13 protein-coding genes are annotated in these 25,101 nt (G+C 35.2%); 8 read left to right on the top strand and 5 right to left on the bottom strand.

Annotation, left to right across the window (positions count from 1 at the left end; genetic code table 11):
* Nucleotides 1-203 precede the first annotated feature (203 nt).
* On the bottom strand, nt 204-2,375 hold the full coding sequence (locus tag F6K40_RS00300) for a hypothetical protein (protein ID WP_293129722.1): 2,172 nt from the start codon (nt 2,373-2,375) through the stop codon (nt 204-206).
* Nucleotides 2,376-3,724: 1,349 nt separating this feature from the next.
* Between F6K40_RS00300 and F6K40_RS00295 the strand changes: the two genes are divergently transcribed.
* Nucleotides 3,725-4,186: a CRR6 family NdhI maturation factor gene (locus F6K40_RS00295; protein WP_293129719.1), complete on the top strand. Its 462-nt coding sequence runs from the start codon at nt 3,725-3,727 to the stop codon at nt 4,184-4,186.
* 584 nt (nt 4,187-4,770) lie between these two features.
* Here F6K40_RS00295 and F6K40_RS00290 read toward each other — a convergent pair.
* Nucleotides 4,771-5,736 (bottom strand): glycosyltransferase family 9 protein, encoded by a 966-nt coding sequence (locus F6K40_RS00290; RefSeq protein WP_293129716.1) that lies wholly within the window; start codon nt 5,734-5,736, stop codon nt 4,771-4,773.
* Nucleotides 5,737-5,907: 171 nt separating this feature from the next.
* Here F6K40_RS00290 and F6K40_RS00285 point away from each other — a divergent pair, with 171 nt between their 5' ends.
* The 3 genes from F6K40_RS00285 (at nt 5,908) to ispD (ending at nt 7,941) form a co-directional block, all read left to right on the top strand.
* Nucleotides 5,908-6,648 carry an RNA-guided endonuclease InsQ/TnpB family protein gene (locus F6K40_RS00285; protein WP_293129713.1) on the top strand — a complete coding sequence of 247 codons (741 nt, stop codon included), beginning with the start codon at nt 5,908-5,910 and terminating at the stop codon, nt 6,646-6,648.
* Entirely contained in the window at nt 6,560-7,159 is a 600-nt protein-coding gene (locus F6K40_RS00280) for an IS200/IS605 family accessory protein TnpB-related protein (RefSeq protein ID WP_365669656.1), read from the top strand. The genes F6K40_RS00285 and F6K40_RS00280 overlap by 89 nt, the downstream gene beginning before the upstream one ends.
* Before the next feature lie 89 nt (nt 7,160-7,248).
* Nucleotides 7,249-7,941: a 2-C-methyl-D-erythritol 4-phosphate cytidylyltransferase gene (gene ispD, locus F6K40_RS00275; RefSeq protein ID WP_293129710.1), complete on the top strand. Its 693-nt coding sequence runs from the start codon at nt 7,249-7,251 to the stop codon at nt 7,939-7,941.
* 1,922 nt (nt 7,942-9,863) lie between these two features.
* Here the strand turns inward: ispD and F6K40_RS00270 are convergent.
* Complete coding sequence (locus F6K40_RS00270; RefSeq protein ID WP_293129707.1) at nt 9,864-10,400, bottom strand: hypothetical protein; 537 nt, start codon at nt 10,398-10,400, stop codon at nt 9,864-9,866.
* A gap of 131 nt (nt 10,401-10,531) precedes the next feature.
* Nucleotides 10,532-11,755 (bottom strand): response regulator, encoded by a 1,224-nt coding sequence (locus F6K40_RS00265; RefSeq protein WP_293129704.1) that lies wholly within the window; start codon nt 11,753-11,755, stop codon nt 10,532-10,534.
* Nucleotides 11,756-13,583: 1,828 nt separating this feature from the next.
* Here F6K40_RS00265 and F6K40_RS00260 point away from each other — a divergent pair.
* Nucleotides 13,584-16,493, top strand: a complete 2,910-nt coding sequence (locus F6K40_RS00260) for a CHAT domain-containing protein (protein WP_293129701.1) — start codon at nt 13,584-13,586, stop codon at nt 16,491-16,493.
* A 31-nt stretch (nt 16,494-16,524) separates the two neighbouring features.
* On the top strand, nt 16,525-16,734 hold the full coding sequence (locus tag F6K40_RS00255; RefSeq protein ID WP_293129699.1) for a hypothetical protein: 210 nt from the start codon (nt 16,525-16,527) through the stop codon (nt 16,732-16,734).
* 333 nt (nt 16,735-17,067) lie between these two features.
* Here the strand turns inward: F6K40_RS00255 and F6K40_RS00250 are convergent, their stop codons facing one another.
* Nucleotides 17,068-18,234, bottom strand: a complete 1,167-nt coding sequence (locus F6K40_RS00250; protein WP_293129697.1) for an alpha/beta hydrolase — start codon at nt 18,232-18,234, stop codon at nt 17,068-17,070.
* Nucleotides 18,235-18,716: 482 nt separating this feature from the next.
* Here F6K40_RS00250 and F6K40_RS00245 point away from each other — a divergent pair, with 482 nt between their 5' ends.
* Complete coding sequence (locus F6K40_RS00245; protein WP_293129977.1) at nt 18,717-18,902, top strand: DUF1822 family protein; 186 nt, start codon at nt 18,717-18,719, stop codon at nt 18,900-18,902.
* A gap of 848 nt (nt 18,903-19,750) precedes the next feature.
* The gene (locus F6K40_RS00240) at nt 19,751-24,574 is read left to right on the top strand and encodes a GAF domain-containing sensor histidine kinase (RefSeq protein ID WP_293129694.1); all 4,824 of its coding nucleotides are present in this window, start codon (nt 19,751-19,753) and stop codon (nt 24,572-24,574) included.
* Nucleotides 24,575-25,101: the final 527 nt, after the last annotated feature.

Genomic DNA, 25,101 nt, shown 5'->3' with positions numbered 1-25,101 from the left:
CGTTGCTTTGTGGAAAAAATTTCTTGCCTATTCCCTGTTCCCTGTTCCCTCTCTCAAAAAAGTTTCCCCAATATCTTCATTAAATCTTCGATCTTAATTACTTAATTAGTTAAGTTCATAAGCAAAATTAATTACACATTCTAGTTTCCCTGTTCCCTGTTCCCTCTCTCAACTAGGAAATTCCTAAAAGTACGACTACTTAATTATTCTTGAAGTAAATAGGCATCTGAACTACTGGGTGCTGGTGCTGGGGCAGGAGAATAAGACCTCTGTGGAGCCGGCGAATAATATTGGGGACTGGGGGCAGGAGAATAAGACCTTTGTGGAGCCGGCGAATAATATTGGGGACTGGGGGCAGGAGAATAAGACCTTTGTGGAGCCGGCGAATAATATTCAGGACTGGGGGCAGGAGAATAATACCTTTGTTGCTCTCGAAGACGTCGTTGGTATTCTCGCTCTCTCCTAGCTTCCTCCGCTTGTTGTGCTGCCCAGATCGCATCTCGTTCAGACGCCCAACGAGAAATAGCATCTTGAGCTTCATAATACAAAGCACGTCCATAGCCAATCTGATAAGCTGTGTTAATAGCAGCAGTTAGACTACCTTGCTTGGCCAGACTATAAGCTTGATTAAGAATTGGCCTATCTTGGACAATTTGTAACTCTGTATTCCACTTATAGATTTCATCCTGAGCTTCCTCATACAAAGCACGACCTTTTTCTATCTGATATCCAACATCAATAGCTTGACTAAGTTTTCCTTCCTTTGCTAAAGCTCTAGCTTCTGCTAATAAAGGTGAATCTTCTATAATTTGTACCCGTTTATTCCACTCAGCTATTAGGGTTTGAGCTTCTATTCTCAGTGGACGCTCCAAGGCCACATAACTAGCTTGTTTAATCGCCAAATTATAGCTATCAACAGTCTCTTGTTTTGCTAATTGTTTAGCTAAGGTTACATAAGGTCTGTCTTCTATCTTCAGAATATCTTTGCGCCACTTAGCAATCAATGTTTGAGCTTGGATTCGCTTTGGTTCTTTCAGGCCAACCATTTCAGCTTGGTTTATGGCCAATTGTAATGTAGCTGGTTGACCAACACTAGCGATCGCTTTAGCTAGGTGAATATGAGTTAAGTTGTCTAACTGTTGTTGGAGCTGCTTAAATTGAGTTTGAGCTTGTTGATAGTATGGACTATCTGAACTAATCTGAGCTGCTGCTGCTTTTCCTTCTATCAAGGCTACCATATTGTTAATTTGAGACCCTTTCTCAGATTTTTCCCAGGTTGCTGCTTGAGCATGACCTAGTAATTTTAAGTCTTCAGCTTCTTTTTTCAGTTTATGCTTTGAAGGAATATATTCTATAGCTGTTATTGCCCCTTTTAAGTCTTTTGCTTCTATACGCTCAGTAGCAATTTCGATTAAACTACGACCCCACTTTTGCATATCTTTATCAGCTTTTTCTCGAACGTAGAGACTGGAGTCTATTTTGTTAGCTAAAGCGATCGCTTCTCCATATTCCTCTACTGTTTCTCTATATATTAAATAACGAGCATCTTTAAGAATTTGCCAAGCATTTTTTTCCAATGCAATGCGCTCTAATAATTCTCTATATTTAGTAGTTTGCCAGTGAAGATTATCTAGCTTTGACATAGCTAGGGAGTAATCAGAAGCTTTATTCCAATTCATACCTTTTATAGCTTTTGTAGCTTTATCATAGAAAGATTGACCTTCTGCCCATTGTTTTTTCCAATCTGCTACTGCATCCTCTACTCTACCGTAAACTGGACTATCCTTAGGAATCTTTGCCACTGTATCTAGAGCGCCCTGTAAATTACCCTGTCTAATCTTTTGATAAGCAACAGAGATAATTAACTTTGTCCATTCTCCTGTCATTTGTTGACCTAGTTGATAGAGGGGGTGTTCTTCTGGCCAACTTTTGACTAAAGTTAAAGCTTTTTCCAACTCTTCTAGGTTCCGTGACTCGGCAGCTTTGTTAGCGCAGAAAAGTCTCTCTCCATCTGCTGATAATCGAGAAATTTGTTCGCAGTTAGGTTGAGGTGGGTTAACCAATAACCACATAAGTGCTGCACCACCTGTAATTCCAAAACTAGCTGCAATAGTCCACCAAATTAGTTGCCATAACCAATAATTTTTTTTGCCTTTTTTTGGTTGAGTTTCTGTTGATTGTTGGGAATTTTCTTCTAGTTCAATTTCTGAGTTATTGTTTTGCTCTTCCTCTAAAGGTTGTGAAGTAGTATTTACTGTTTCTATTTCTGTTTCTATTTTGACTAAAGAATTACTTTTATAACCGTTTTTTCCATTTGCAGAGGATATATGAGAAGTTTCCTCCAGCTTTTTTTGTTGTGATTTTTTTAATGACATAACGAAATTTACTTTGCTAATAGTAATAATTTTTAAGCAGGTGAGGATAATTTGCTAAGGTAATTTTTTTTCCTTTTCCATCACCTAGAATGTTTTTAATACCTCCAAAATAAAATTTAAACTTGGGTTCTTGATCAAGCATGATCGGGGAGGTTTAGAAGTTCAGGATTTGCTAGTTAAAGTTAAAATTTGTAATTATAGCAAATTTATCTATATTTTTTAAAGTCATTTTTTTTACTATTGAATAATCTTAAAAGAATTTAGTTAAGTGTTTTTCAGCCCAAATTATAGCAATCCTCTAATCGGTTGTAATATTTTTGTGGTAGGGGTGATTCGCGTAATTAGGAGCATGACCTAGGAAATCATCAGTACAGGAATCAGGAGTCAGGAGTCAGAATTTACTCATGTTTTCAGGTTAAATTAACTATTATAAAACTTGTTACGACTAATTTAGGATTGCTATATATATAGGGCTTGCTGATTAAATATAAAAGCATTGACTCCTAAAGGTTTTAGCCTGTAATGGTCTTGAAAAAGTACAAGGTTTTTGTTCTAGGGAGTTCAAAAAGTTAGGATTTTGAGTTGACTGTGGCAGAAAAATCAAAGGATAATTTTTCCTCCTGCCTCCTCGCTTATTCCCCATTCCTCCTGACTCCTGACTCCTGACTCCTGAGGACTACCCTCACCCATGCATACTTTTTCAGCAAACCCTATATAGCTTCCATCCGCAAGCCAAAAGTCATCCATTTCAAAGTAATCTGACCAGATAGTTTGCGGTGGGTCAATTATCCGCAAAAGGAATTTATCAATGTCCGTCCCCTAAATGGGTAGTGCTATATTTAGATTTTTTTTGCTCTAATATGGTAAGTTTTTATTATAAATTATGCTTAATTCCATTACTGATTAGATTGATAGATAATCCTGTTATACTGTTCGGTAAAAAAACTATTTATCTTTAATTTTTTACCGTTATTGTGCAAAATCTCGGCAGAACTGACCCTAAAATTTTATATGATAGTTAGTAATTTTGATTCGGTTCAGTTATTTTTCTATGTAAATGAGCATCATCAGGTTAAAATATTCAATAATTATGATTGAACCTCAAAATAGAAAGAAATTTATAATTATCTACAGCTAGGATGACAATTACCGAATAATTAATAATTAAATAATTCACTTTTAAAGCTTCCCCAATCAAGGGAAAAAAGTAGTCGGCAAGGGTCCCAGTCGGTAGGATGGGATGGATGGGTTACCGGCGCTAGATCCAATCTTCTCTTGAGAAATAAATTTTTTCCTTTTAGGAAGAGGTAATTATCAATTATCAATTATCCATTATTAATTATCCATTAATGAAAATCGCCCTCAATACTGAACATATCCATAAGTTAGATTTATCCCCAGTTGAAAGTGTAATTTCTCCAATGCTAAAAGAAGGAGCGATCGCCTCTTCTGAACAACAGCTCAATTTTACTATTAACTATCAGCAAGACCCCCAAGATCCAAGGGAACTTTCAGAAATTCCAGAAGTACGTTTATGGTTTATCTGTTTAGACAGTCGTTATCCTTGGTTGCCATTTTTGCTCAACTGGAAAGAGGGGGAACTGTCTCGTTATACTGCAATGCTTGTACCTCACCAATTTCATCGGAGTGAAGGTATCCAATATAATCCAGAAGCATTAGAAATATTTCTGATGCACAAAATTTTTGTTTTGAAAGACTGGTTAAATAAACAGAATATTTCTAGTAAATCCAGATTAATGTCTATGTCTCAAATGTTAGGGTATGATTTGGCAGAGGAATTTTTAGAATAGGGAATAGGAAATAGGGAATATTTACCCTTATTATCTCGAACTTGCTGATTAAATATCAAACCATTAACAATAAAGGTTTTAGCCTTTTTGGTGCTTTGAAAAAATGCAGGGTTCTCAAGGGAATGGGGAATGGGGAATGGGGAATATTTACCCTTATTACCTGGAACTTGCTGATTAAATATCAAACCATTAACAATAAAGGTTTTAGCCTTTTTGGTGCTTTGAAAAAATGCAGGGTTTTCAAGGGAATAGGGAATATTTCCCCTTATTATTTTGAACTTGCTGATTAAATCTCAAACCATTAACAATAAAGGTTTTAGCCTTTTTGGTGCTTTGAAAAAATCCAGGGTTTTCAAGGGAATAGGGAATAGGGAATAGGGAATATTTACCCTTATTATTTTGAACTTGCTGATTAAATATCAAACCATTAACAATAAAGGTTTTAGCCTTTTTGGTGCTTTGAAAAAATCCAGGGTTTTCAGTTAAAAATTCTCAAAAAGTTAGCATTTTGGGTAAGAATTGGGCAAAAAAATGACTCCCCCACTCCCTTACTCCCTTACTCCCCTACTCCCCTACTCCCTAGTTTAACCCTCTCCGCCCCAAATTTTCTGTAATACTTCCTGGGGTGAAATATCTTCCATTTTTCCAGTAGAAGATTTAATAGCAACTATCCGCTCGCTCTTGGGTAATAATTTTTCTGGTTCCGTTGGACCAAACAGAGCAATGGTATATGTCCCAACAGCAACTGCTAAGTGCATTGGCGCACTATCAGTACATAACATTAAATTAGCTCCAGCAATCATAGCAGCTAATTTACCTACATCCCTAGGAGTAACTACTTTTACATCCGGAGCAGAATCTATAATTTCATTAACCCATGGTGCATCTTCAGGACCTTTTACTATTACTATTGGCAAGTTAGGTTGTTTCTGTTGCAGTTCTGAAATAATCTCCTGCCAGTAATTGGTAGGATAAATTTTATCAATACCTTTAACCTGAGCTAATTGACTAGAACCACCATGAATCAGAATATAACCACTTTCTGCAACTCCTAATATTTGCTGTTCAGCTTCGGCCTCATCAATATCTGTTTTAGGGACATTAATTGATATTCCTTTAAAAGGAGTAGCAATTTTCATTCCTTGCAGCAAGTCATGGTACATCTGAGCAGCATATTGTTCAGTTTTCAGGGGTATAGGATCGGTGAGAAAAATTCCTCCATTACCTGCATAACCGATTCGTTTAGGAATTCCTGTTAACCATAACAATAGGCCAACTGTCCAACGTTGTCCCAGGGAAATTACTACTTCGTATTCGCGATCGCGCATAATACCTAACAAATTTCCCCAGTCGGCAAGACTATTGGCATCTTTAAAGTCGTAGGTTAGGATATTCTGGATGGACTTGCAGACTCGGTATGCACCCTTGGACCTAGGTTCTACAATTACGTCAATCTGGGATTCTGGATAGAATTGTTTAATGTCATCCAGAGTAGGGAAAAATAAAATTTGGTCGCCTATTCCACCAGGGACAAGGGCAAGTATTCTCATGTTTAAGGGATTAAAGTTAATTATCAGTTCAATTTTAAATAGAGTGTTGTAAAGTTTCAACACAAATATAGTCAAACATCAACTAATGTAGTCAAATATTTAGTCAAAAAAAATAAATACTTGAACTCTATTTTAAGTTATAATTGAATTTAATTAGTGCATTATTGTCTTATGCAGTTAGTAGAAAGACACGTTATTACAAAGACTCATTCAAATTGGCTTGAGTTAGATCGAGTTTGTTTTGCCTCGAAAAATCTTTATAATAAAGCCAACTACAACTTGAGACAAGGATTCATATTTTGTCGGAAATATTCTAATTATAATCTTTTGGATCGAGTTTTAAAATCAACGACAGAATATAGAGCAATGCCGGCTAAAGTATCTCAACAAACATTGAGAAATTTAGACCAGAATTGGCGTTCTTTTTTCAATTCTATTCAAGAATATAAGTTAAATCCTGAAAAATTTTTGGGCAGACCAAAACTGCCAAAATATAAAGATAAAGAGGGAAGGCATTTAGTAATTTATACAGCTCAAGCGGTAAGTAAAACTAGCTTAAAAATGGGCAAAATAAAATTATCAGGATTAAATTTTTCTTTGCCAACTAAGGTGAAACAAGAAAACTTAAATCAGGTAAGAATAGTCCCTCAATCAGATTGTTATGTAATTGAGGTTATTTATGAAGAAAAAGAATTAAAAACAGAAACAACCACAGAGAAAATAGCTGCAATAGATTTAGGAGTCAATAATTTAATAGGGTTAACATCAAATCAGCTAGGATTTAGACCTATTCTGGTGAACGGACGACCATTAAAAAGCATAAATCAATTCTATAATCAAAAAAAAGCGAGTCTACACGCAACAATTACCATCGGGAAAATATTGGTCAAATCGTCTGTCAAGATTAACTAGGAAAAGACAACAAAAAATCAATGATTACTATCATAAAGTGAGTAATTATTTAGTAAATATATTGTTAGATTTAAACATAGATACGTTGGTAATAGGGAAGAATAAAAACTGGAAGCATAAAGTAAATTTAGGAAAAATAAACAACCAAAATTTTACAAATATTTCTCATAATAATTTAATAGAAAAAATCAGTTATAAATGTAAATTTAAAGGAATAAAGGTAGTAGAAAGGGAAGAATCCTATACCAGTAGAGCCAGTTTTTTGGACTTAGATGAAATACCAATCTATGGAGAAGAAATAGAGGGTGCAGAAATCAAATTCAGTGGAGTGAGATTAAAACGAGGTTTATATCGTAGCAAGTCAGAAAAAATAATTAATGCTGATGTGAATGCTAGTTATAACATCTTAAGAAAAGCATTCCCTAAAGCATTTGCTGAGGGGATAGAGAGGTGCGTAGTTCATCCACGGTTGGTAACACCAACGAAACAAAAAACGAAGGGGAGTACCTGAAATGGACTCTAAATCAATGTGATATTTGACTATATTTTTTGCAACTATATAGCTAGATTTTATTATTTATAGAAAAGCTTTAATAAAAAATGTATTTGTTAATTCCTGCTGCTGGTATGGGGCGACGGATGGGTAGTTCGCGAAATAAGCTTTTGTTGAGTCTATTGGGTAAATCTTTATTGAGCTGGACTCTTGAGGCTGCTGTAAAATCTCATCATATTAGTTGGATTGGTATTATTGGACAATCTGTTGATTTTCCAGATTTTCAAAAAAATATTTCGGATTTGTCTACTAACAAGTATATAGAGTTAATTGAGGGAGGGGAAACTCGTCAGGAGTCGGTTTACAATGGTTTACAGGCTTTGCCACCGGAAGCAGAACGAGTATTAATTCACGATGGGGCGAGGTGTTTAGCTACTCCTGAACTTTTGGACAGATGTGCGGAGGAGATTTTTAAATGTCCTGGTTTAATTGCTGCTGTGCGAGTTAAGGATACTATTAAGGTTGTCGATCCATCTGGTATAATCCAGGATACGCCTGACCGTGGCAATTTGTGGGCTGCTCAGACACCCCAAGGGTTTGAGGTGAATTTGTTGAAAGAATGCCATGAAAAGGGGCGTCAGTTAGGTTGGGAAGTTACTGATGATGCTGCTTTGTTTGAAAAATGTGGTTTACCTGTGAAAATTGTGGAGGGAGAGGAGACTAATTTAAAGGTGACAACTCCTGTCGATTTAAAAGTAGCAGAATTTATTTTAATGGAAGGACGAAAACTCAATAATTAATAATTAATAATTAATTATTAATAATGGCTTTGTTGCATGAAAGTAGCAATAGAACATCCGTTCAGCTTTTCGCTGCGCGATATGTTTGCGGAGCATTCCCTATACGAAAAGGCGGAGCAAGTGTGGCTGCTATATCACTCTCTTTCTATTGATTGATGTTGGCTAGCTCTATTGTCCAATAGTTAAGGTTGGCTGATTAAAGCTCAAAGCTTTTACTGGTAAAAGTTTCAGCCTTTTATTTCCCCAATTGATGTTGGCTGGCTCTATTGTCCAATAGTTAAGGCTGGCTAATTCAACCTCAAAGCTTTTACTGGTAAAAGTTTCAGCCTTTTATTTCCCCAATTGATGTTGGCTGGCTCTATTGTCCAATAGTTAAGGCTGGCTAATTCAACCTCAAAGCTTTTACTGGTAAAAGTTTCAGCCTTTTATTTCCCCAATTGATGTTGGCTGGCTCTATTGTCCAATAGTTAAGGCTGGCTAATTAAAGCTCAAAGCTTTTACTGGTAAAAGTTTCAGCGTTTTATTTCCCCAATTGATATTGACTCGCTCTATTGTCCAATAGTTAAGGCTGGCTAATTAAAGCTCAAAGCTTTTACTGGTAAAAGTTTCAGCCTTTTATTTCCCAAAATGCGCAGATATTTCCGACAAATAATACATTACAAAAAGAAATGGGATTTTCTCCAGGAAATTTTGCTGCACCAATTTCGGTTAATTGTTTTGTAATGGAGTTGGATGCACCGAATATAATAATTGCTAATAATAGGTAAATTTGTCCGGAAATTTTTTGTAAAAGGTTAGAAATATTTGTGATTATTTGGTTGATTAGAAGTAAGGAATATGATTGGCAAACAATTAACTTTAGCGCTTACAGCAGGTTCCGAATTAACTTACCTAAAACTGAGTCTGCAAACATTTCCAATAAAGTTATTCATAAATTGATAATGAATAATTACCTTTGGTTAAAACCGTGAGGGAATTGAATATAAGGAAATATCCTAGCACTTTTTTTATCTTGAAATAGAAGGCTTTATACCTTGATTTTTTGGTAATAGTCATACCCTGGATAAATTATCAAATTATCAAATTATCAAAATTCTCAAATTCTCAAACTCTCAATTTATAGAAGGCTTGATACCTTGATTTTTTGGTAATAATCATACCTTTGATAAATTATCAAATTATCAAATTATCAAACTCTCAAATTCTCAATTCTCAATTCATAGAAGGCTTGATACCTTGATTTTTTGGTAATAGTCATACCCTGGATAAATTATCAAATTATCAAACTCTCAAATTCTCAATTCTCAATTCATAGAAGGCTTGATACCTTGATTTTTTGGTAATAGTCATACCCTGGATAAGTTCTCAAATTATCAAATTATCAAAATTCTCAAATTATCAAATTCTCAAATTATCAAATTCTCAAATTATCAAATTCTCAAATTCTCAATTCATAGAAGGCTTGATACCTTGATTTTTTGGTAATAGTCATACCCTGGATAAATTCTCAAATTCTCAAATTCTCAAATTATCAAATTCTCAAATTATCAAAATTCTCAATTCTCAATTCATAGAAGGCTTGATACCTTGATTTTTTGGTAATAATCATACCTTTGATAAATTCTCAAAATTCTCAAACTCTCAATTTATAGAAGGCTTGATACCTTGATTTTTTGGTAATAATCATACCTTGGATAAATTCTCAAATTATCAAATTATCAAACTCTCAAATTCTCAATTCTCAATTCATAGAAGGCTTGATACCTTGATTTTTTGGTAATAGTCATACCCTGGATAAATTATCAAATTATCAAACTCTAAAATTCTCAATTCTCAATTTATAGAAGGCTTTATACATTGATTTTTCGGTAATAATCATACCCTGGATAAATTATCAAATTATCAAATTATCAAATTCTCAATCAAAGTTTCCAAGATTGATGACAAGTCCAAGAGTGATCGGGATGGCGTTCATAAAACCGTAGTTCCCATGATACTTCTGCTTGAGGATTGATAATTTTTTTAGCTATTTTGGTGAGGGTTTGTTGTTGTTCTGAAGGAAATTTGTAGGCTAAAGTGAGGTGTAAATTACTTTTGAGACGAAATCGATCCGTACGAGTTGGTGATTTAGCAATATTAGCAAAGTTAGCAATTAGTTTTTCTATCCAAACTGATTCTATTTTGAGATAATGAAAGTCTGGTTTTACCTTAAAATCTACAATAACAATGGGTTTATTTAGGCGTATTGTTAAAGCATTTTGCCAAGCAATATCTAATGCTTGAATATAAATTGGAATGGCAGTTGATTCATCGTGAAAAAAACCAGTTAAGGTACAGTGAGGCATATATTTATGAGCAGCATTTTCACCACATTCTGCACAAGTAGTAGTAAAATATTCCTCTACTTGATTGTTAAGTTCACCCACTGGACAAGCGTATACAATAAATTCTCTGAGCATGGAATTATTTATTCATTGACTTGAGCATTTATTCTAGCTTTTATTGATGCTATCTTCTGAGGAAATTTTATACTTATGGCAATCCTAAATTCTGAAACTACATATCATCGCTTCACTATTATCTTACTCAATTATAAATCTGATTCGTCAGATTTTATCTCTGATTCTGTATCACAATCAGGAGATGGAGGATTTTGTAAATATCGCTTGACTAAAGCTAGAACTTTTTTCGGTTCAACAGGTTTAGTCAAATATCCTGTCGCTCCTACCATTTTCGCTCGAACTCTGTCTACAACTCCATCATTTCCAGTTAATATAACTATTGGTGTATTCTCAAACATAGGCACTCTTCGCAGTTGAGTACAAATTTCATAACCATTAGCAATTGGCATCATTAAATCTAAGAAAATTATATCGGGTTTTGCTTCAATAATCATCACTAATGCTTTAATAGAATCTTGAATTCCGAGAAATCTATAACCCCCCTTCTTCATAATTTTTTCTAAGAGATAACACATCTCTTTACTATCATCTACACAAGCAATTAATGCTTGAGGTTTATTAGGAGGTGTTTCTGTCTCACTATCTGGCTCTAATCCAGGACTTCCTTCTAAACGTTTTTTATCTGGAAGTTCCTGTAACTCAATTAATTTATTCTTGATATAAGGCATTAAAAATAAAGTTAACTGGCGCAAATCTTTGTTCACTAAAGCAGCAGTTTCTCGAAGTGAATGTTTGCCATCAACTAACTTGGTAATTGTATTGTAGGAGTTGTTTTTTGCTACTTTTTCTAACTGTTTAGCCTTTGTGATTACAGGAACTAGGTTAGGAGAATATGCAGCTAAATTAGAATCTTTCCACTCGTCCCATAATTGATTTACGGGAGGAATAATAGTTTCTAATCTAATAAGTGCAGACATCATAATTAAAGATTTTTCTAATCCTATATCAAGTAAATTATAGTTTAATTCTTGTTGGGATTGTTCCTGTAGAATGTCAAATAAAACTTCTTTGACATTTCCTAAGACTACTGCTTTTGCTTGAGGGTTAGTTAATGATTTTCGTCTGGATAAAACAGACATAATATGATAGTAATAACAAATAGTATGATCTGTTTCTCGGAACTTAATTTTGTCTAGAGAAATATGAGAACAAAATTGATGCCAGATTTTGTGAAATCGCCGATTATAATGTTCTCCGCCTACTGCCCAAGCGAAACGACCAATACAAAAAAATATTGTCCAACTTTGGCGAGAACTTTTTACTTCTAACTTGCCGGTAAATTGATCGGGCAGGTCATTGATAAGTAAATTAAAAAGTTTATTGTCACTGTCAGTATGTTGATTACCGCTCATTTTTTTTGATACCAATTGATTACAAAATCAGGAATTATATCATATTCGGTTGAATACTTATAAATAATTATCAAGGAGTCAGGAGGTAGGGACGTTTAGCTAACGCACAACTCCGTTAACGCGGAGCGACATGAAAAGCATTAATGCTCAAGCAACGTCCGTAGGTCCTCAGAATTTCTGGAGAAAGGAGTCAGGAGAAAAGTAGAAGTATCATATCTTTTCCCTACTGTCAGTAGCTCAAATTTTATTTATAACTGATTATCCGAACATGATATTAGACAGAAAAAAATTGAAAAATATACTTAGTATATTTATGGAGATTTTTGCATTTACTTCATTTTCAACTGCTTGGTTAAGGGCTAGTTTTTTCCAGAAAGATAACACCTGATTTTTTGAGAGTAAATTTTATGACTTGGGAAAAATATTGGAATTATTTTTAGAAGTCAAGAGTTGAAAAATATCAGTCAATAAATCATTTTATCTATCTGATGATTATCTATATAATTTCCCGGTTCCTTTTTTACTCTGAAAAAAATGAATGTTAAAAAATCTAAATAAAATAGTTTTTTAACTGTCTAGACTAATTTTACCATAAGTAATATTAAAGCCAAATCAACTCATTTGGGAAAATAATCAATTAGCAAGTAAAATTTGGGAAAGAAAAAATAGTAAAAAATACCTGTTTAGACTATAAAATCTTAGACTTTGAAAAAAGATTTTAAGTTTTAGGTTTTAAGTTTTAGGTTTTAGGTTCAATTGAATGGGGGTTTTAATGAAGTTAGAAGTTAACCCCCGCTTATACCATTTCTGATTAGCAGGAGAGTAGGGGAGTACGGTAGTAGGGGAGTGTGGAAGAAACATCAAAATAATTAATATTAACTAGGCTGTTAATAAGCAAAAAGGTTCTAAATGCTTGTCTTAACTATTTAATAACTTAAGCGTTACCTAAGTACAGCATTAATACCTAGGAATTGGTATTATGCCATTTTGAAAAAAGAGTGTTATAAAACTCTAGTTATAGGGAACACTTAACTGGGAATAGGCTACAAATCTCTGTTATTTGTAGCCAATATTTATAACTTCTAGTATTACTTGGGTATGTTTTTTTACTTTTGATGTAAAATTCGATAATACGGATTTGATAAATGTTTACTACAAATAGCTAGGGGGTTTTTTAGGAGTCAGGAGTCATATCAAATTTGCTTGGCAACGGAAGGGTTATCAGAAACCGGGTTTGTGGGAGCTTAATATTAGTATTGTAGGGCATTTGATACAAACTCCCTTTCTCTGCTTTTTTATACCGATAAAACCGGATTTGATTATTCGGCAGAATGAATATTTCTTAACCATTATTTAGTTCATAATTTATCAAATTCGTCAAATAGAACTCTAATTAATGGATAATTGATAATGGATAATTGATAATTACCTTTCCCTAAAAAGGAGAAGGAGAGGATTGACTAAAACTAGCTAGACAGTACAAATTTCTTGGAATAGCCATTGCTAGCAATGGCTATCAGCAATCCCAAAGTTAGAAACTCTCACCCTTAGAGCTGTATGTGCTGTAAGCTTTTATCAGTAATACTTTCAAGAATGAAAGTGAATCTTTTTTTAGAAGAACTTTGTACTCTTGAGTATTCGTAATATTCTTTTTTTTTAATTGGTAGAACTTGTCTTGAATTACCGAAAAATTTTGGTTTAAAGCCGGACCTTGGATAGGGAATAATAAATAAAAATTGTATGTATGAGTCAATCCTATCAGTTTCCAGGAGAGGTAATTATTAATTATTCATTATTAATTATTAATTGTTGAAGAGGTCTTCGAAGCGTGAAAAATTCCTATTTTTACTTTAGCTATTTGACTGTTATGGCGATCGCTATTTCGGTCATACCCAATATTGTAATTATCCCGAATGTATTGGCCCAAACTTCGGCTCCAGAGGTGGAAAATTCTCCGGAATCCTCTACCCCTAAGACCAAGGCAAATAAATTGTTTGAAACAGGTGTGGAACAATTTCGGAGAGGAGCATTTGATGAAGCTCTAGAAACCTACGAACAAGTTTTAAGTATTCGTAAGGAGTTAAAAGATCAAAAAGGAGTTGCCCAAACTCTCAATAATATTGGGGATGTATATATAAACCAAAGGGAATATTCAGAAGCTTTGGATGTTTTGCAACAAGCTTTAACTATTCGTCGCCAGATAAACGATCGCTCTGGTGTGGCAGAAACTTTAAACCTGATTGGTTTTGTCTATCAGCGACAGCGGGAGTTTTCCCAAGCTTTAAATTTGCATCAAGAAGCTTTAGATATTTCTCAAGGGGTTAGCGATCGCTCTAATGAAGGAGAGTCTTTACATAATATTGGTGCAGTTAGAGCAAGTCAGAGGCAACTTGATCAAGCACTGGAATTTTACCAAAATGCACTGACTATTCGGGAGGAAGTGGGCGATCGTCGCGATCTTGGTAGAACTCTAAACAATATGGGAGTAGTCTATTTTAATCAAGGTAATTATGATAAAGCTTTAGAAACATATCAAAAAGCTTTAACTGTGCGTCGAGAAATTAATGATAGTGCTGGAATTGGGAGGTTATTAAATAATATCGGTTTTGTCTATCGAGAAAAGGGTGAAAATTCTGAAGCTCTCAAATATTTCCGACAAGCAGTTGCTCTGTTAGAAAGTGTCGGCGATCAAAGAAGTGTCGGACGAATTTATGGTTTTATGGGCGCTCTTTATCAAAAAGAAGGAGAGGAAAGTCAAGCATTAGCAGCTTATGAAAAAGGTTTAGAAGCTGCTAAAATTGCAGAAGATAAAACTGGGCAATTAGAAGCTTTAAATTATTTGGGTGATGCCTATTATGAAATAGAAGAAAATGCCAAAGCAAAATCAACTTATGAAGCAGCTTTAGTATTTTATGAAGAAGCAGAAGACCGCGCTGCTGAAGGTAAAACTATGGTTGGTTTAGGAAAAGTTTATGAGCGCTTGGGAGAAAACCAAAAAGCTAAACAAATTTTACTCAAATCTTTACCGATAAATAAGAAGGCAGGAGATAAATCGGTTATTGCTGCCAATATGAATGCTTTGGGAGAGGTTTATTATAGTTCTGCCGATTATTCTATTGCTCTGAATTATCACAAACTTGCTTTAAAGAATTTACCCAAAAATGATGATAAAGATGCTGTTGCTCTAGCTTATCAAGGAATAGGAGATTCTTTATTTCAACTGAAACAATATCCTCAAGCTTTAGAAAATTTAGAGTCAGCATTAGCTATCTATCAAGAAAGTGAAAAAACCGCCAAAGCAGGTCGAGTTTATGGACAGTTAGGCACAATATTAACATCTGAAGATAAACCAGAATTAGCAGTAGTTTTCTACAAACAAGCTATTAACATCCATCAAAATATCCGCAGTCAGGAAAGTCAAAAAAGTTTCTTAGAAAATCCAGAAGAAATTTATCTGAATTTAGTAAGTTTACTATTACAACAAGAACGTATTTTTGAAGCTCAACAAGTTTTAGATTTGCTGAAACTTCAAGAATTAGATAATTATCTCGGCAAAGTGACTGGTAATGAACTAACAGCAACCAGAGTAAAATTACTAGCTGCCGAAGAAAAAATTCTGACGGAAGGAACAAAAGATATTTTAAACTTGAAAATTGATAAAAAGAATCTCAAAGCTGATTTTTCACAGTTCAAGAGTCTACAAGAAAAATTGCAAAAATTACCCGGAACTGCACTATTTTATCCCTTGATTTTGCCAGACAAATTAGAATTAGTATTAATCACAGCAGATGGAGAAACAATACATGAAACTGTAGAGGTAAAAGCAGAAGAAATTCAACGGGCGATCGCTGACTTTCGAGGAACAATTTTCACTCCTGTTGGAGATGTGAAAAACTCGGCAGAAAAACTCTATGGTTGGTTAATCAAACCAATAGAAAATGAGTTAACAAAAGCAAATATTAATACAATTATTTATGCTCCAGATAAACAACTACGTTATCTACCTTTAGCAGCACTTTATGACGGAGAAAAATGGTTAGTAGAAAGCTTTGGAATTAATACTATTATTGCAGCTAGTCTGACAAATTTTGAGACTCAACCTCAAAATAAACCTCGTGTATTAGCAGCAGCTTTAACAGAAGGAAAATATAAAGTTCAGGTAGGAACTCGCCAGGTTCAATTGAGACCCACAACAGGAAAATTAGTCGAAAATTTAGTAGAAACAATTCCCGGTAGTCGCCAACTTATTAACAGTGAATTTAGTTCGCAAACAATAATTAATGATTTTAATGACTATAATATTGTGCATTTAGATACCCCCGTAGCATTGTTAACAGAAGCAGAAGGAAATGGTAAACCAGAAGACTCTTTTATCTTATTTGGAGATAGCGATCGTATTACTCTATCAGATCTGGAAAATTGGTCATTTGACATAGATTTAGTAGTATTAAGTGCTGCCGAAACTAATATTAGTGGAAGGATGGGTAATGGAGAAGAAATAGTTGGTTTTGCTTATCAAATGCAGAATGCTGGAGCAGAAACAATAATAGCTTCTTTGTGGCGAGTTAATGATGATTCAAACCAATTAATGAATACTTTTTACACAGTTTTACAAGAAGGAAAAAGTAAAGCAGAAGCATTACGCGCAGCTCAAATAAATATGATTACTGGGAAGGATAAAGAAGGGAGTAATCCTTACTATTGGGCATCATTTATATTGATGGGGAATGGATTTTAGGCAGTGGTGCAGAGTGTGGGAGGTTTGGGAAGTGTGGGAAGTGTGGGAAGTGTGGGAAGTGTGGGAAGTGTGGGAGGTTTGGGAAGAAATTAAAAAATATGGTGTTGCTGAATTAAGGAATGAACATTCAGTGGGACAGGCATCCTGCCTGTCCGAAAATATTAATCACGGGCAGGATGCCCATTCCACACAAGATGCCCATTCCACACAAGATGCCCATTCTACAACGATTATTTCATAGCTTGATTCACCAAAAATCAAAAATATATATCTTCACCATTACTATCAGGACTTACGCAAAATATTAAGTCATGCGCTACTTGTAGGGGCGAACGGCCGTTCGCCCCTACTATATATGGTGGTTACAGCGCTTTTCAGATTGATGAACCACATCGTCACAACCAAAACCTCTTCTGGGACTAACCATGGTTAGTCCCTACTGTGGTCTACTGAAATGAAAACTGCTGTATGGGTAAGTCCTAAGTATATAAGAAAACCAAAAATTAACTTTAGTATTAACCCCTAGTTTTAACAGGAGAAACTGATAACTGATAACTGATAACTGACAACTGATCTAAGCAGGTTTAACTAATGGTAAATCTTGCGCTTGTTCAAACTTATCCATGTTACCAGTAACTACTTCCCCAGTTGTTAAAAAACGATAAGTTTCTTGGTATAAACTCTGCCAAAAATGATTACTCATTCCCTGACTAACTTCAGTCGGATCGATCATAGGATGAGGAACAAGATCGCTCTTGTCATATGAAAAATAACGATTACCTTGCGCTTCTCCACCAATGTTATCAAAGAATTGTTGATTCGTTTTGGGATCGGCAGCATCCTCATTTTCAGTAAGAACTAAAAATATTGGGGTATTTTTTAATTTTTCATAGTTTTCTTTTGAACGAACAAAGTCTCCAAAACGATTAACTGCACTAAAACAACCGACTGGAAATTTTAAATTTGGGTCCCAACCTGATTCTTTAATATCAAGAACACCAATTAAATTAACTTGCCATTCTTTTGCTTGTTCTTCAACAGGATTTAATAAAGGCGCGTAGGCAACCACTTTTTTAATTCGCATTGGTTGATCTTGAGCTAAAGCAAGAGCGGTAGCACCTCCAACAGATAACCCTACAGTGTAAATTTCTCCAGGCATAGTTCTTAGTTCTTGTAATCGTTGACGAGCATTGTCTAAATAATCCAGATGAGAAGAAACAAAATATTTATCAAAATCTGGATCGTTATTAGATAATAATGCTTTGATCATATCAGCTAGAAGTAGAGGATTTAATCTTAAAATTCTCGCAGCAATTCCTAGTTTTTGAGTAATACTAAAACCTTCGGATTTACCTTCTAAACTTGACAATAAATCAGATAAAATGGGGTCTTTCCTCATACTTTCAAATAAAGGATCTCGGTATTCTGATTTTAGGTCAATTTGAGGCCAGTTTTTATGGGGATTAATCAAAGAATGACCAGCTAAAGAACATTGATAGACATTAAATCCATTTTCAAAAAGATAAGCGGATAAACGCCACATTTGATCGGGTTTGGCACTAAAACCATGAAACATAAGAACTGTGCCATAAATGGGTTCTCCTGGTGCGTGAAATTGATAATAGGGATAGGCGCCCGCTCGGTGTTCTGGGTTTTGATCAATAGAGTCTATATAGGCATCTATCTTTTTTTTGCATTGATTAATATCTTGAAATGTTGGTCTAGTTGTTTTGATGGACATTATTCGTTTAAACCCCTGAGTTTGTCTGTAGAATTATACCAAAATTAGGGAATAGGGAATAGGGAATAGGGAATAGGGAATAGGGAATAGAAAAAAAGTATTTTTGCATATACATATACAGGACTAAAGCCATGCGAACCCAGAAACCCGGTTTCTCGTAGACATCTATTGCTCAAAACAACGATTTATCGTAGAAACCGGGTTTCTTTGCGTAAGTCCTAATATATTAAGATGCACCCCAAAATTATCAACTTATTCGCTTAACATAGCGTCAAACTAGAATAACTGTAATTAAGCGTCAAGTTCTCTGCGATCGCAAACTATATAAGGAATTTATTGCTTTTGAGCGATCGCTCGTATAATATCATCAGGACTTACGCAAAATGTCAAATTATACACCAGATGTAGGGGCGAACGGCCGTTCGCCCCTACCATATATAGTAGTTCTGCGTAAGTCCTGATATAGTGTCTTTGCGTAAGTCCTGTTAGTATTAAGTGCCCCTACAAGTATGAATTTACCAGAGGGGATAAAATTACGGGTTAGTGATGCAGCAGGAATTTTAGTTGAGCAGAAATTAAATTCTGATGAGGATGATTTTTACTTATTTGCTCATGTCGTGGGTGGTTGGGATGAGAAGTTTATTGCTACGGTTTTTTTAACACCATAAATTCAAGAAACCTTGCCCCCTTTTGGATTTAATCCAGAATAGATTTCTCTACAAAAGAGTAAGCATTCAGCTATTAGCATCTTTTCCTGCGGAATGCTGTGCAAACAGCTTTTAAACGTAATAACTTTCTAAGGTTAGCTAAAGGTAACCTTTTTATCCATTATCCATTATTGAACCTCTGCCTCCTGCCTTCCTCTTTCACTTCTTTAGGTTGCTAATCCAATAGCTTCACTATTTGATTTTTGATATAGAATCCGGTTATACAGTAATTGCAAAATTACTTTCTCTTAATACAGATGTTCTACTGAATACAAATTATATAATTCATGCTATTCCAATCTTTTCTTTCTCCGTACGGACGTTGCATGCAACGTCCCTACCTCCTGACTCCTGACTCCTGACTCTATCAAGCAATACGATAACTAATTACCCGGATTCTATATGATTTATGACTTATGACTTTTGTGAAACAGAAACAGTATAGAGGAGGCAAATCACTGACATCTAAATAAATTATATTTATAGCAGGGAACAGGGAACAGGGAACAGGGAACAGGGAACAGTTAGAAAAACATTTCCCAGTCTAAGGTTCATCATCAGTCCATGTCCTAAGCAACTCTTTCTCAGCTATATTATATATTTTATATATAGTAGGGAAGTTTCATAGAACTTCCCTACAGTCTTTTTTGGAAATATCTAAAAAATCTGCTAGAAAAATAATTAAAGATATATAATTTTATCCAAAAATTTTTTTTATGACTTCTGACTTTTAACTTCTAACTTCTGACTTCATTCAGCCTTGGCCAAAAAATTAACAAAATGTTTAACAAGAGTAAATAAATTATAATATGTCTGAACAAAACACAGAATATCAAACACTACTAGGAGAGGCGATACAACTGTCGCTAGACTCCACGAGCATTCCTATTCCCATCTCTCAAGAGCAAGAAACTATTTTCAAAACTCAACTTACAGAATTACGAAAGTTACTCAAGACAGATCGCGTGGCCTTATTGCGTTTCTATCCTGATTTAGATGGTGCGGGAGAATTTGTTTATGAAGATTTAGCAGATGGTTGGAATTCTATATTAAATCTGAAAGTTGAAAATAACTGCTTTCCTGACTATCAAAAAGAGGGTACTCAGGCAGTAGCAGATATTGATGTCGCTAAATTCAGTGAATCTCATGCCCAAATATTACGAGAATTTCAGATAAAGGCCGATCTAGTTGTTCCTGTACTCAAACAAGATGATGCCACAGAAGCAATTTTACCTGAACTCTGGGGATTACTCTGTATTCATCAATGTGGTAGCTCTAGGAAATGGCATGATCTAGAGATTAAATTTGCTCAGAAAACAGCCGAAAACTTGGCAGTAATGATTAGAAATATACAACTTTTAGAAACAGCAGATTACCAAGTAGAACAACAAAAAACTCTAGCAAGAGTAATCAAAAGGGTTCGTGCCACTCTAGACTTAGAAGAAATTTTTCAGGTTACTGCCACAGAAGTACGTCAACTACTTAAGGCAGATCGAGTTGCTGTGTTTCGTTTTTATCCAGAAAAAGACTGGGAAGGAGAAATTGTCTCGGAAGATGTAGCAGATGAATGGGAGTCAGCGTTGGGAGCGGTAGTACATGATCATTGTTTCGGGGGAGAATATAGCATTTACTATCAAAAAGGTAGAGTACAGGCAACGACAGATATTTATGCAGTAGGATTAAAAGATTGTCATATAACAATTTTAGAGCGATTTCAAGTACGAGCAAATCTAGTTGTACCTCTACTCAAGAGTACAGAACAAGGAGAATTACCGGAACTTTGGGGTTTGTTGTGCATTCATCAATGCAGTAATCCCCGTCATTGGCAATACTATGAAATAGATTTTGTGCAACAAATAGCCGATCATTTTGGTTTAGCACTACAGCAAGAAGGTGCTTTCAAAAACCTTGAAGAAAAAGCAATACAGTTAACTATCAGTGTAGAACAACAAAAAGCTTTAGCAAGAGTAATCAAAAGGATTCGTATAACTCTAGATTTACAAGAAATTTTTCAGGTTACTGCTACAGAAGTACGTCAACTACTCAAGGCAGATCGGGTTGCTGTGTTTCGTTTTTATCCAGAAAGAGACTGGGAAGGAGAAATTGTTTCGGAAGATGTAGCAAATGAATGGGAGTCAACGTTGGGAGTTGAAGTATATGACTATTGTTTTGGAACAAATTTTGCTGTTGACTATCAAAAAGGTAGAGTACAAGCAGTAGCAGATATCTATGCAGCAGGATTAAGTGATTGTCATATAAAAATTTTAGAGCGATTTCAAGTCCGGGCAAATCTAGTTGTACCTTTACTCAAGAGTACAGAACAAGGAGAAATACCGGAACTTTGGGGTTTGTTGTGCATTCATCAATGTAGTAAACCCCGTTATTGGCAATACTATGAAATAGATTTTGTGCAACAGATAGCCGATCATTTTGGTGTGGCACTACAGCAAGAAGATGTTTTTAAACAAGTTGAACGACAGGCAGCAGAACTTGCTATGAGCAGGGAAAAGGAAAAGTCAGCAGAACGTCAGAAAATAGTGGGTGAGTTGTTCGACAAAATTCGCCGATCTTTGGATATTGAGACAATTTTTGCGACTGCTACTCAAGAAGCAAGAAAACTGCTACAAGCGGAGCGAGTGACAATATATCAATTTTTACCTGATTGGAGCGGGGAATTTATTGCGGAGTCCTTTGCAGAAGGATGGACTCCCCTAGTAGGAGTTCAACCTATTATTAAAGATACTTTTTTAGAAGAAAACCAGGGTGGACGGTATGCCAACAATGAAACTTTTGCCGTTGATGATATATATCAAGTAGGTCACGATCCCTGTCATATTGAACTTTTAGAAGAGTTTGGAGTTAAAGCTTATGTAATTGCACCAATTTTGCAGGGAGAAAAACTTTGGGGTTTACTTGCAAGTTATCAAAATTCGAGTTCCCGTGATTGGCAAAAGGATGAAGTAGATTTGCTAGCTCAAATAGCTACTCAGTTGGGGGTAGCTGTTCAACAAGCTGAGTATATTCAGACGGTTCAGGAGCAGTCGAAACAAGCTATCAGAGCAGCAGCAATGCAAAAATCAGCAGAACGCCAAAAAACCCTAGTGGCAATTGTTGATAAAATTCGTCAGTCTCTGGATATTGAGACAATTTTTGAAACAACCACCCAACAAGTACAAAAATTACTGAATGCAGACAGAGTTGCTATCTACCAGTTTAATTCTGATTGGAGTGGGGAGTTTGTTGCGGAGTCAGTTGCTGAAGGTTGGAATTCCTTAATTCTGGAGCAACAAGAAAATCCTGAAATCAAAACAAATATTAGTCAATGTTCTGTGCAAGATTTTGCCAATACCCATACTGATACCTATTTGCAGGAAACTGAGGGCGGACCTTTTACTAAAGGATTAGTTTATCGTGTGTGCAACGATATTTATAATGCAGGTTTTAGTGACTGTTACATTAAGGCATTAGAGTCTTATCAAGCTAAGTCTTATGGGATTATTGCGATTTATCAGGGAGAAAAACTTTGGGGTTTGCTAGCAGCTTTTCAAAATTCTGGTCCCCGTGATTGGCAAAAAGATGAAGTAGAGTTACTAGCTCAAATAGGTACTCAGTTAGGGGTTGCTCTCCAACAAGCTGAGTATGTTCGGAAGGTTCAAGAGCAGTCAACACAACTTGCCATCAGAGCAGTAGCAATGGAAAAATCAGCAGAACGTCAAAAAACTCTCGCTGCAATTGTTGATAAAATTCGCCGATCCCTTGATATTAAAACAATTTTCCAAACAACCACCCAAGAAGTACAACAATTATTGGATGCAGACAGAGTTGCTATTTTTCGCTTTCATGCTGATTGGAGTGGGGAGTTTGTAGCTGAGTCAGTAGCTGAAGGTTGGGAGCAGTTAATACACGAGCAACAGGAAAATCCCAGAGTCCCTGCAAATGTTAATCTATGTTCCGTCAGAGATTTGCCAAATTATGTGAATGATACCTATTTGCAGGAAACTAAGGGCGAAAATTTTGCTGCAAAAGTTTATCGTAGTTGCAACGATATCTATGAAAGAGGTTTTAGTGACTGTTACCTTGAGGTATTAGAGTCTTATCAAGTTAGGGCGTATGCGATCGTAGCTATTTATCAGGGAGAAAAACTTTGGGGTTTGCTAGCAGCTTATCAAAATTCTGGTCCCCGTGAGTGGGAAGCAGCAGAGGTAGAAGTGTTGGCTCAAATTGGAGGTCAATTGGGAGTTGCACTACAACAAGCTGAGTATTTTAAACAAGTTCAAGCTCAAGCAGCAGAATTGGAGAAAGCAACGGAGCGACAAAAAGCGCTGTCAATTACCATTGATAGAATTCGTCAATCTTTGGATATTAATAAGATTTTTCAAGCTACTACTCAAGAGGTGCTACAGTTACTAGAAGTTGAACGAGTGGCAATTTATCGTTTTTACTCAGACTGGAGTGGGGAATTTGTGGCAGATTCGATCATTGATGAATGGAATCCTATAGTTGAGACTCCCTTAGAAATTAATCCTGTTCTCCGTCAACAAACTCATGCTAGTAAACTTCCTAGAAATGAAACTTTTGTACCAATTTTGCAAGGTGAAAAACTTTGGGGATTGTTGGTTGCTTATCAAAATTCTAGTCCTCGTTATTGGCAAGATGAAGAAATTAATTTGTTAGCACAAGTAGGAGTGCAGTTGGGTATTGCTTTACAACAAGCTGAATTATTAGAAAAAACTCGTACCCAAGCTGAAGATTTAACTAAGGCTTTGCAGGAGTTAAAACAAACTCAAATGCAGATGATTCAAGGTGAAAAAATGGCTGGTTTAGGGCAGTTAGTAGCAGGAATGGCCCATGAAATTAATAATCCTGTTAACTTTATTTATGGCAATTTGAATTATGTGGAGGAATATACTAAAAATTTACTTGATTTGATCAAATTATATTCTGAACATTCTGTTAATCCGGTTCCAGAAATTCAAGATTTTATAGAAGATATTGACTTAGAATTTATGATCCAAGATTTGCCTAAGACGATGAATTCTATAAAAGTAGGATCTGAACGTATTCGTCAATTGGTATTTTCATTAAGAACGTTTTCTCGTCTTGATGAAGCAGAAATGAAAGCTGTGGATTTACATCAAGGAATTGATAGTACCTTGTTGATTTTGCAGCATCGTTTTGAACCTAAGCACGCAGTTTCTCAGATTGAAGTTGTGAAAAATTATGGGAATTTGCCTTTGGTGAAATGTCATGCTGCTCAAATTAATCAGGCATTTATGAACCTGATTAGTAATGCTATAGATATCTTGGAAGAAAAATTGAAAGTAGACAAATATTTTAGCCCTACTATTAAAATTACTACGGAAATTAGCAGCACTAATCCAGATAGTGTTTTGATTAAAATTGCTGATAATGGTTTGGGAATTCCGCCAGAGGTAAAAGAGAAAATATTTAACCTGTTTTTTACTACTAAAGATATAGGTAAAGGAACAGGTTTAGGACTTGCGATTAGTTATGAGATTATCGTGCAAAAACATGGCGGTAAGCTATTATGTAATTCTGAAGTAAATCAAGGCACTGAATTTATTCTTGAAATTCCAATTTTGCCACAGAAGCAGGCAAGTTTAATAGATTAAATAGTGGATTTTTCATATTATGAAATTTTGCCTTCTTTACCAATTAAAAATTTGATAAATATTGGCTACATTTTCTTGATAAAGAGATTAGCTGAGTGGGTCATTTCAGTTATCAGTTATCAGCACCTCTGGCTGTTTGCGCAGCATGACCTAGGAAACCCAGAGGCTTGACATAAGGAATGTTCTCTTTTTTATCCTCTTAAAAGGGGAGGTTTTAGACCTTTTTTTTGGGTAAAAACGTTGCATTTCAGCAATTAACAATTAACAATTAATATCATGTCCGGATAATTAGTGATAGAACTCCGTTCCGCTTACGCGACCAAAAAACTTTCTCCTCCTTATACATTCAAACTCTCTTCTCTTCCCTCCTGACTCCTGACCATTTTTTGAATTCAAAATTAAAAATTCAAAGTTCAAAAATTTAGAACGAAAAAATTAAAAATATTTTCCTGATTTCAAGGCTCTGACTTTAGGCAGAGGTTATAATGCAAGAATTAATAATTTTGAATTTTGAATTGATTTGACTC

Origin of the sequence: Okeania sp. SIO3I5 (genome assembly GCF_010672085.1) — a bacterium.
Lineage (GTDB): Bacteria > Cyanobacteriota > Cyanobacteriia > Cyanobacteriales > Microcoleaceae > Trichodesmium.
This window is presented reverse-complemented; position numbering and strand designations above follow the sequence as displayed.

What these genes read in the sequence shown, in the direction of transcription:
- F6K40_RS00270 (WP_293129707.1), bottom strand. Translation starts at nt 10,400, where the DNA reads ATGCTCAGAGAATTTATTGTATACGCTTGTCCAGTGGGTGAACTTAAC.
- F6K40_RS00265 (WP_293129704.1), bottom strand. Translation starts at nt 11,755, where the DNA reads ATGAGCGGTAATCAACATACTGACAGTGACAATAAACTTTTTAATTTA.
- ispD (WP_293129710.1), top strand. Translation starts at nt 7,249, where the DNA reads ATGTATTTGTTAATTCCTGCTGCTGGTATGGGGCGACGGATGGGTAGT.
- F6K40_RS00290 (WP_293129716.1), bottom strand. Translation starts at nt 5,736, where the DNA reads ATGAGAATACTTGCCCTTGTCCCTGGTGGAATAGGCGACCAAATTTTA.
- F6K40_RS00300 (WP_293129722.1), bottom strand. Translation starts at nt 2,375, where the DNA reads ATGTCATTAAAAAAATCACAACAAAAAAAGCTGGAGGAAACTTCTCAT.
- F6K40_RS00240 (WP_293129694.1), top strand. Translation starts at nt 19,751, where the DNA reads ATGTCTGAACAAAACACAGAATATCAAACACTACTAGGAGAGGCGATA.
- F6K40_RS00295 (WP_293129719.1), top strand. Translation starts at nt 3,725, where the DNA reads ATGAAAATCGCCCTCAATACTGAACATATCCATAAGTTAGATTTATCC.
- F6K40_RS00250 (WP_293129697.1), bottom strand. Translation starts at nt 18,234, where the DNA reads ATGTCCATCAAAACAACTAGACCAACATTTCAAGATATTAATCAATGC.
- F6K40_RS00285 (WP_293129713.1), top strand. Translation starts at nt 5,908, where the DNA reads ATGCAGTTAGTAGAAAGACACGTTATTACAAAGACTCATTCAAATTGG.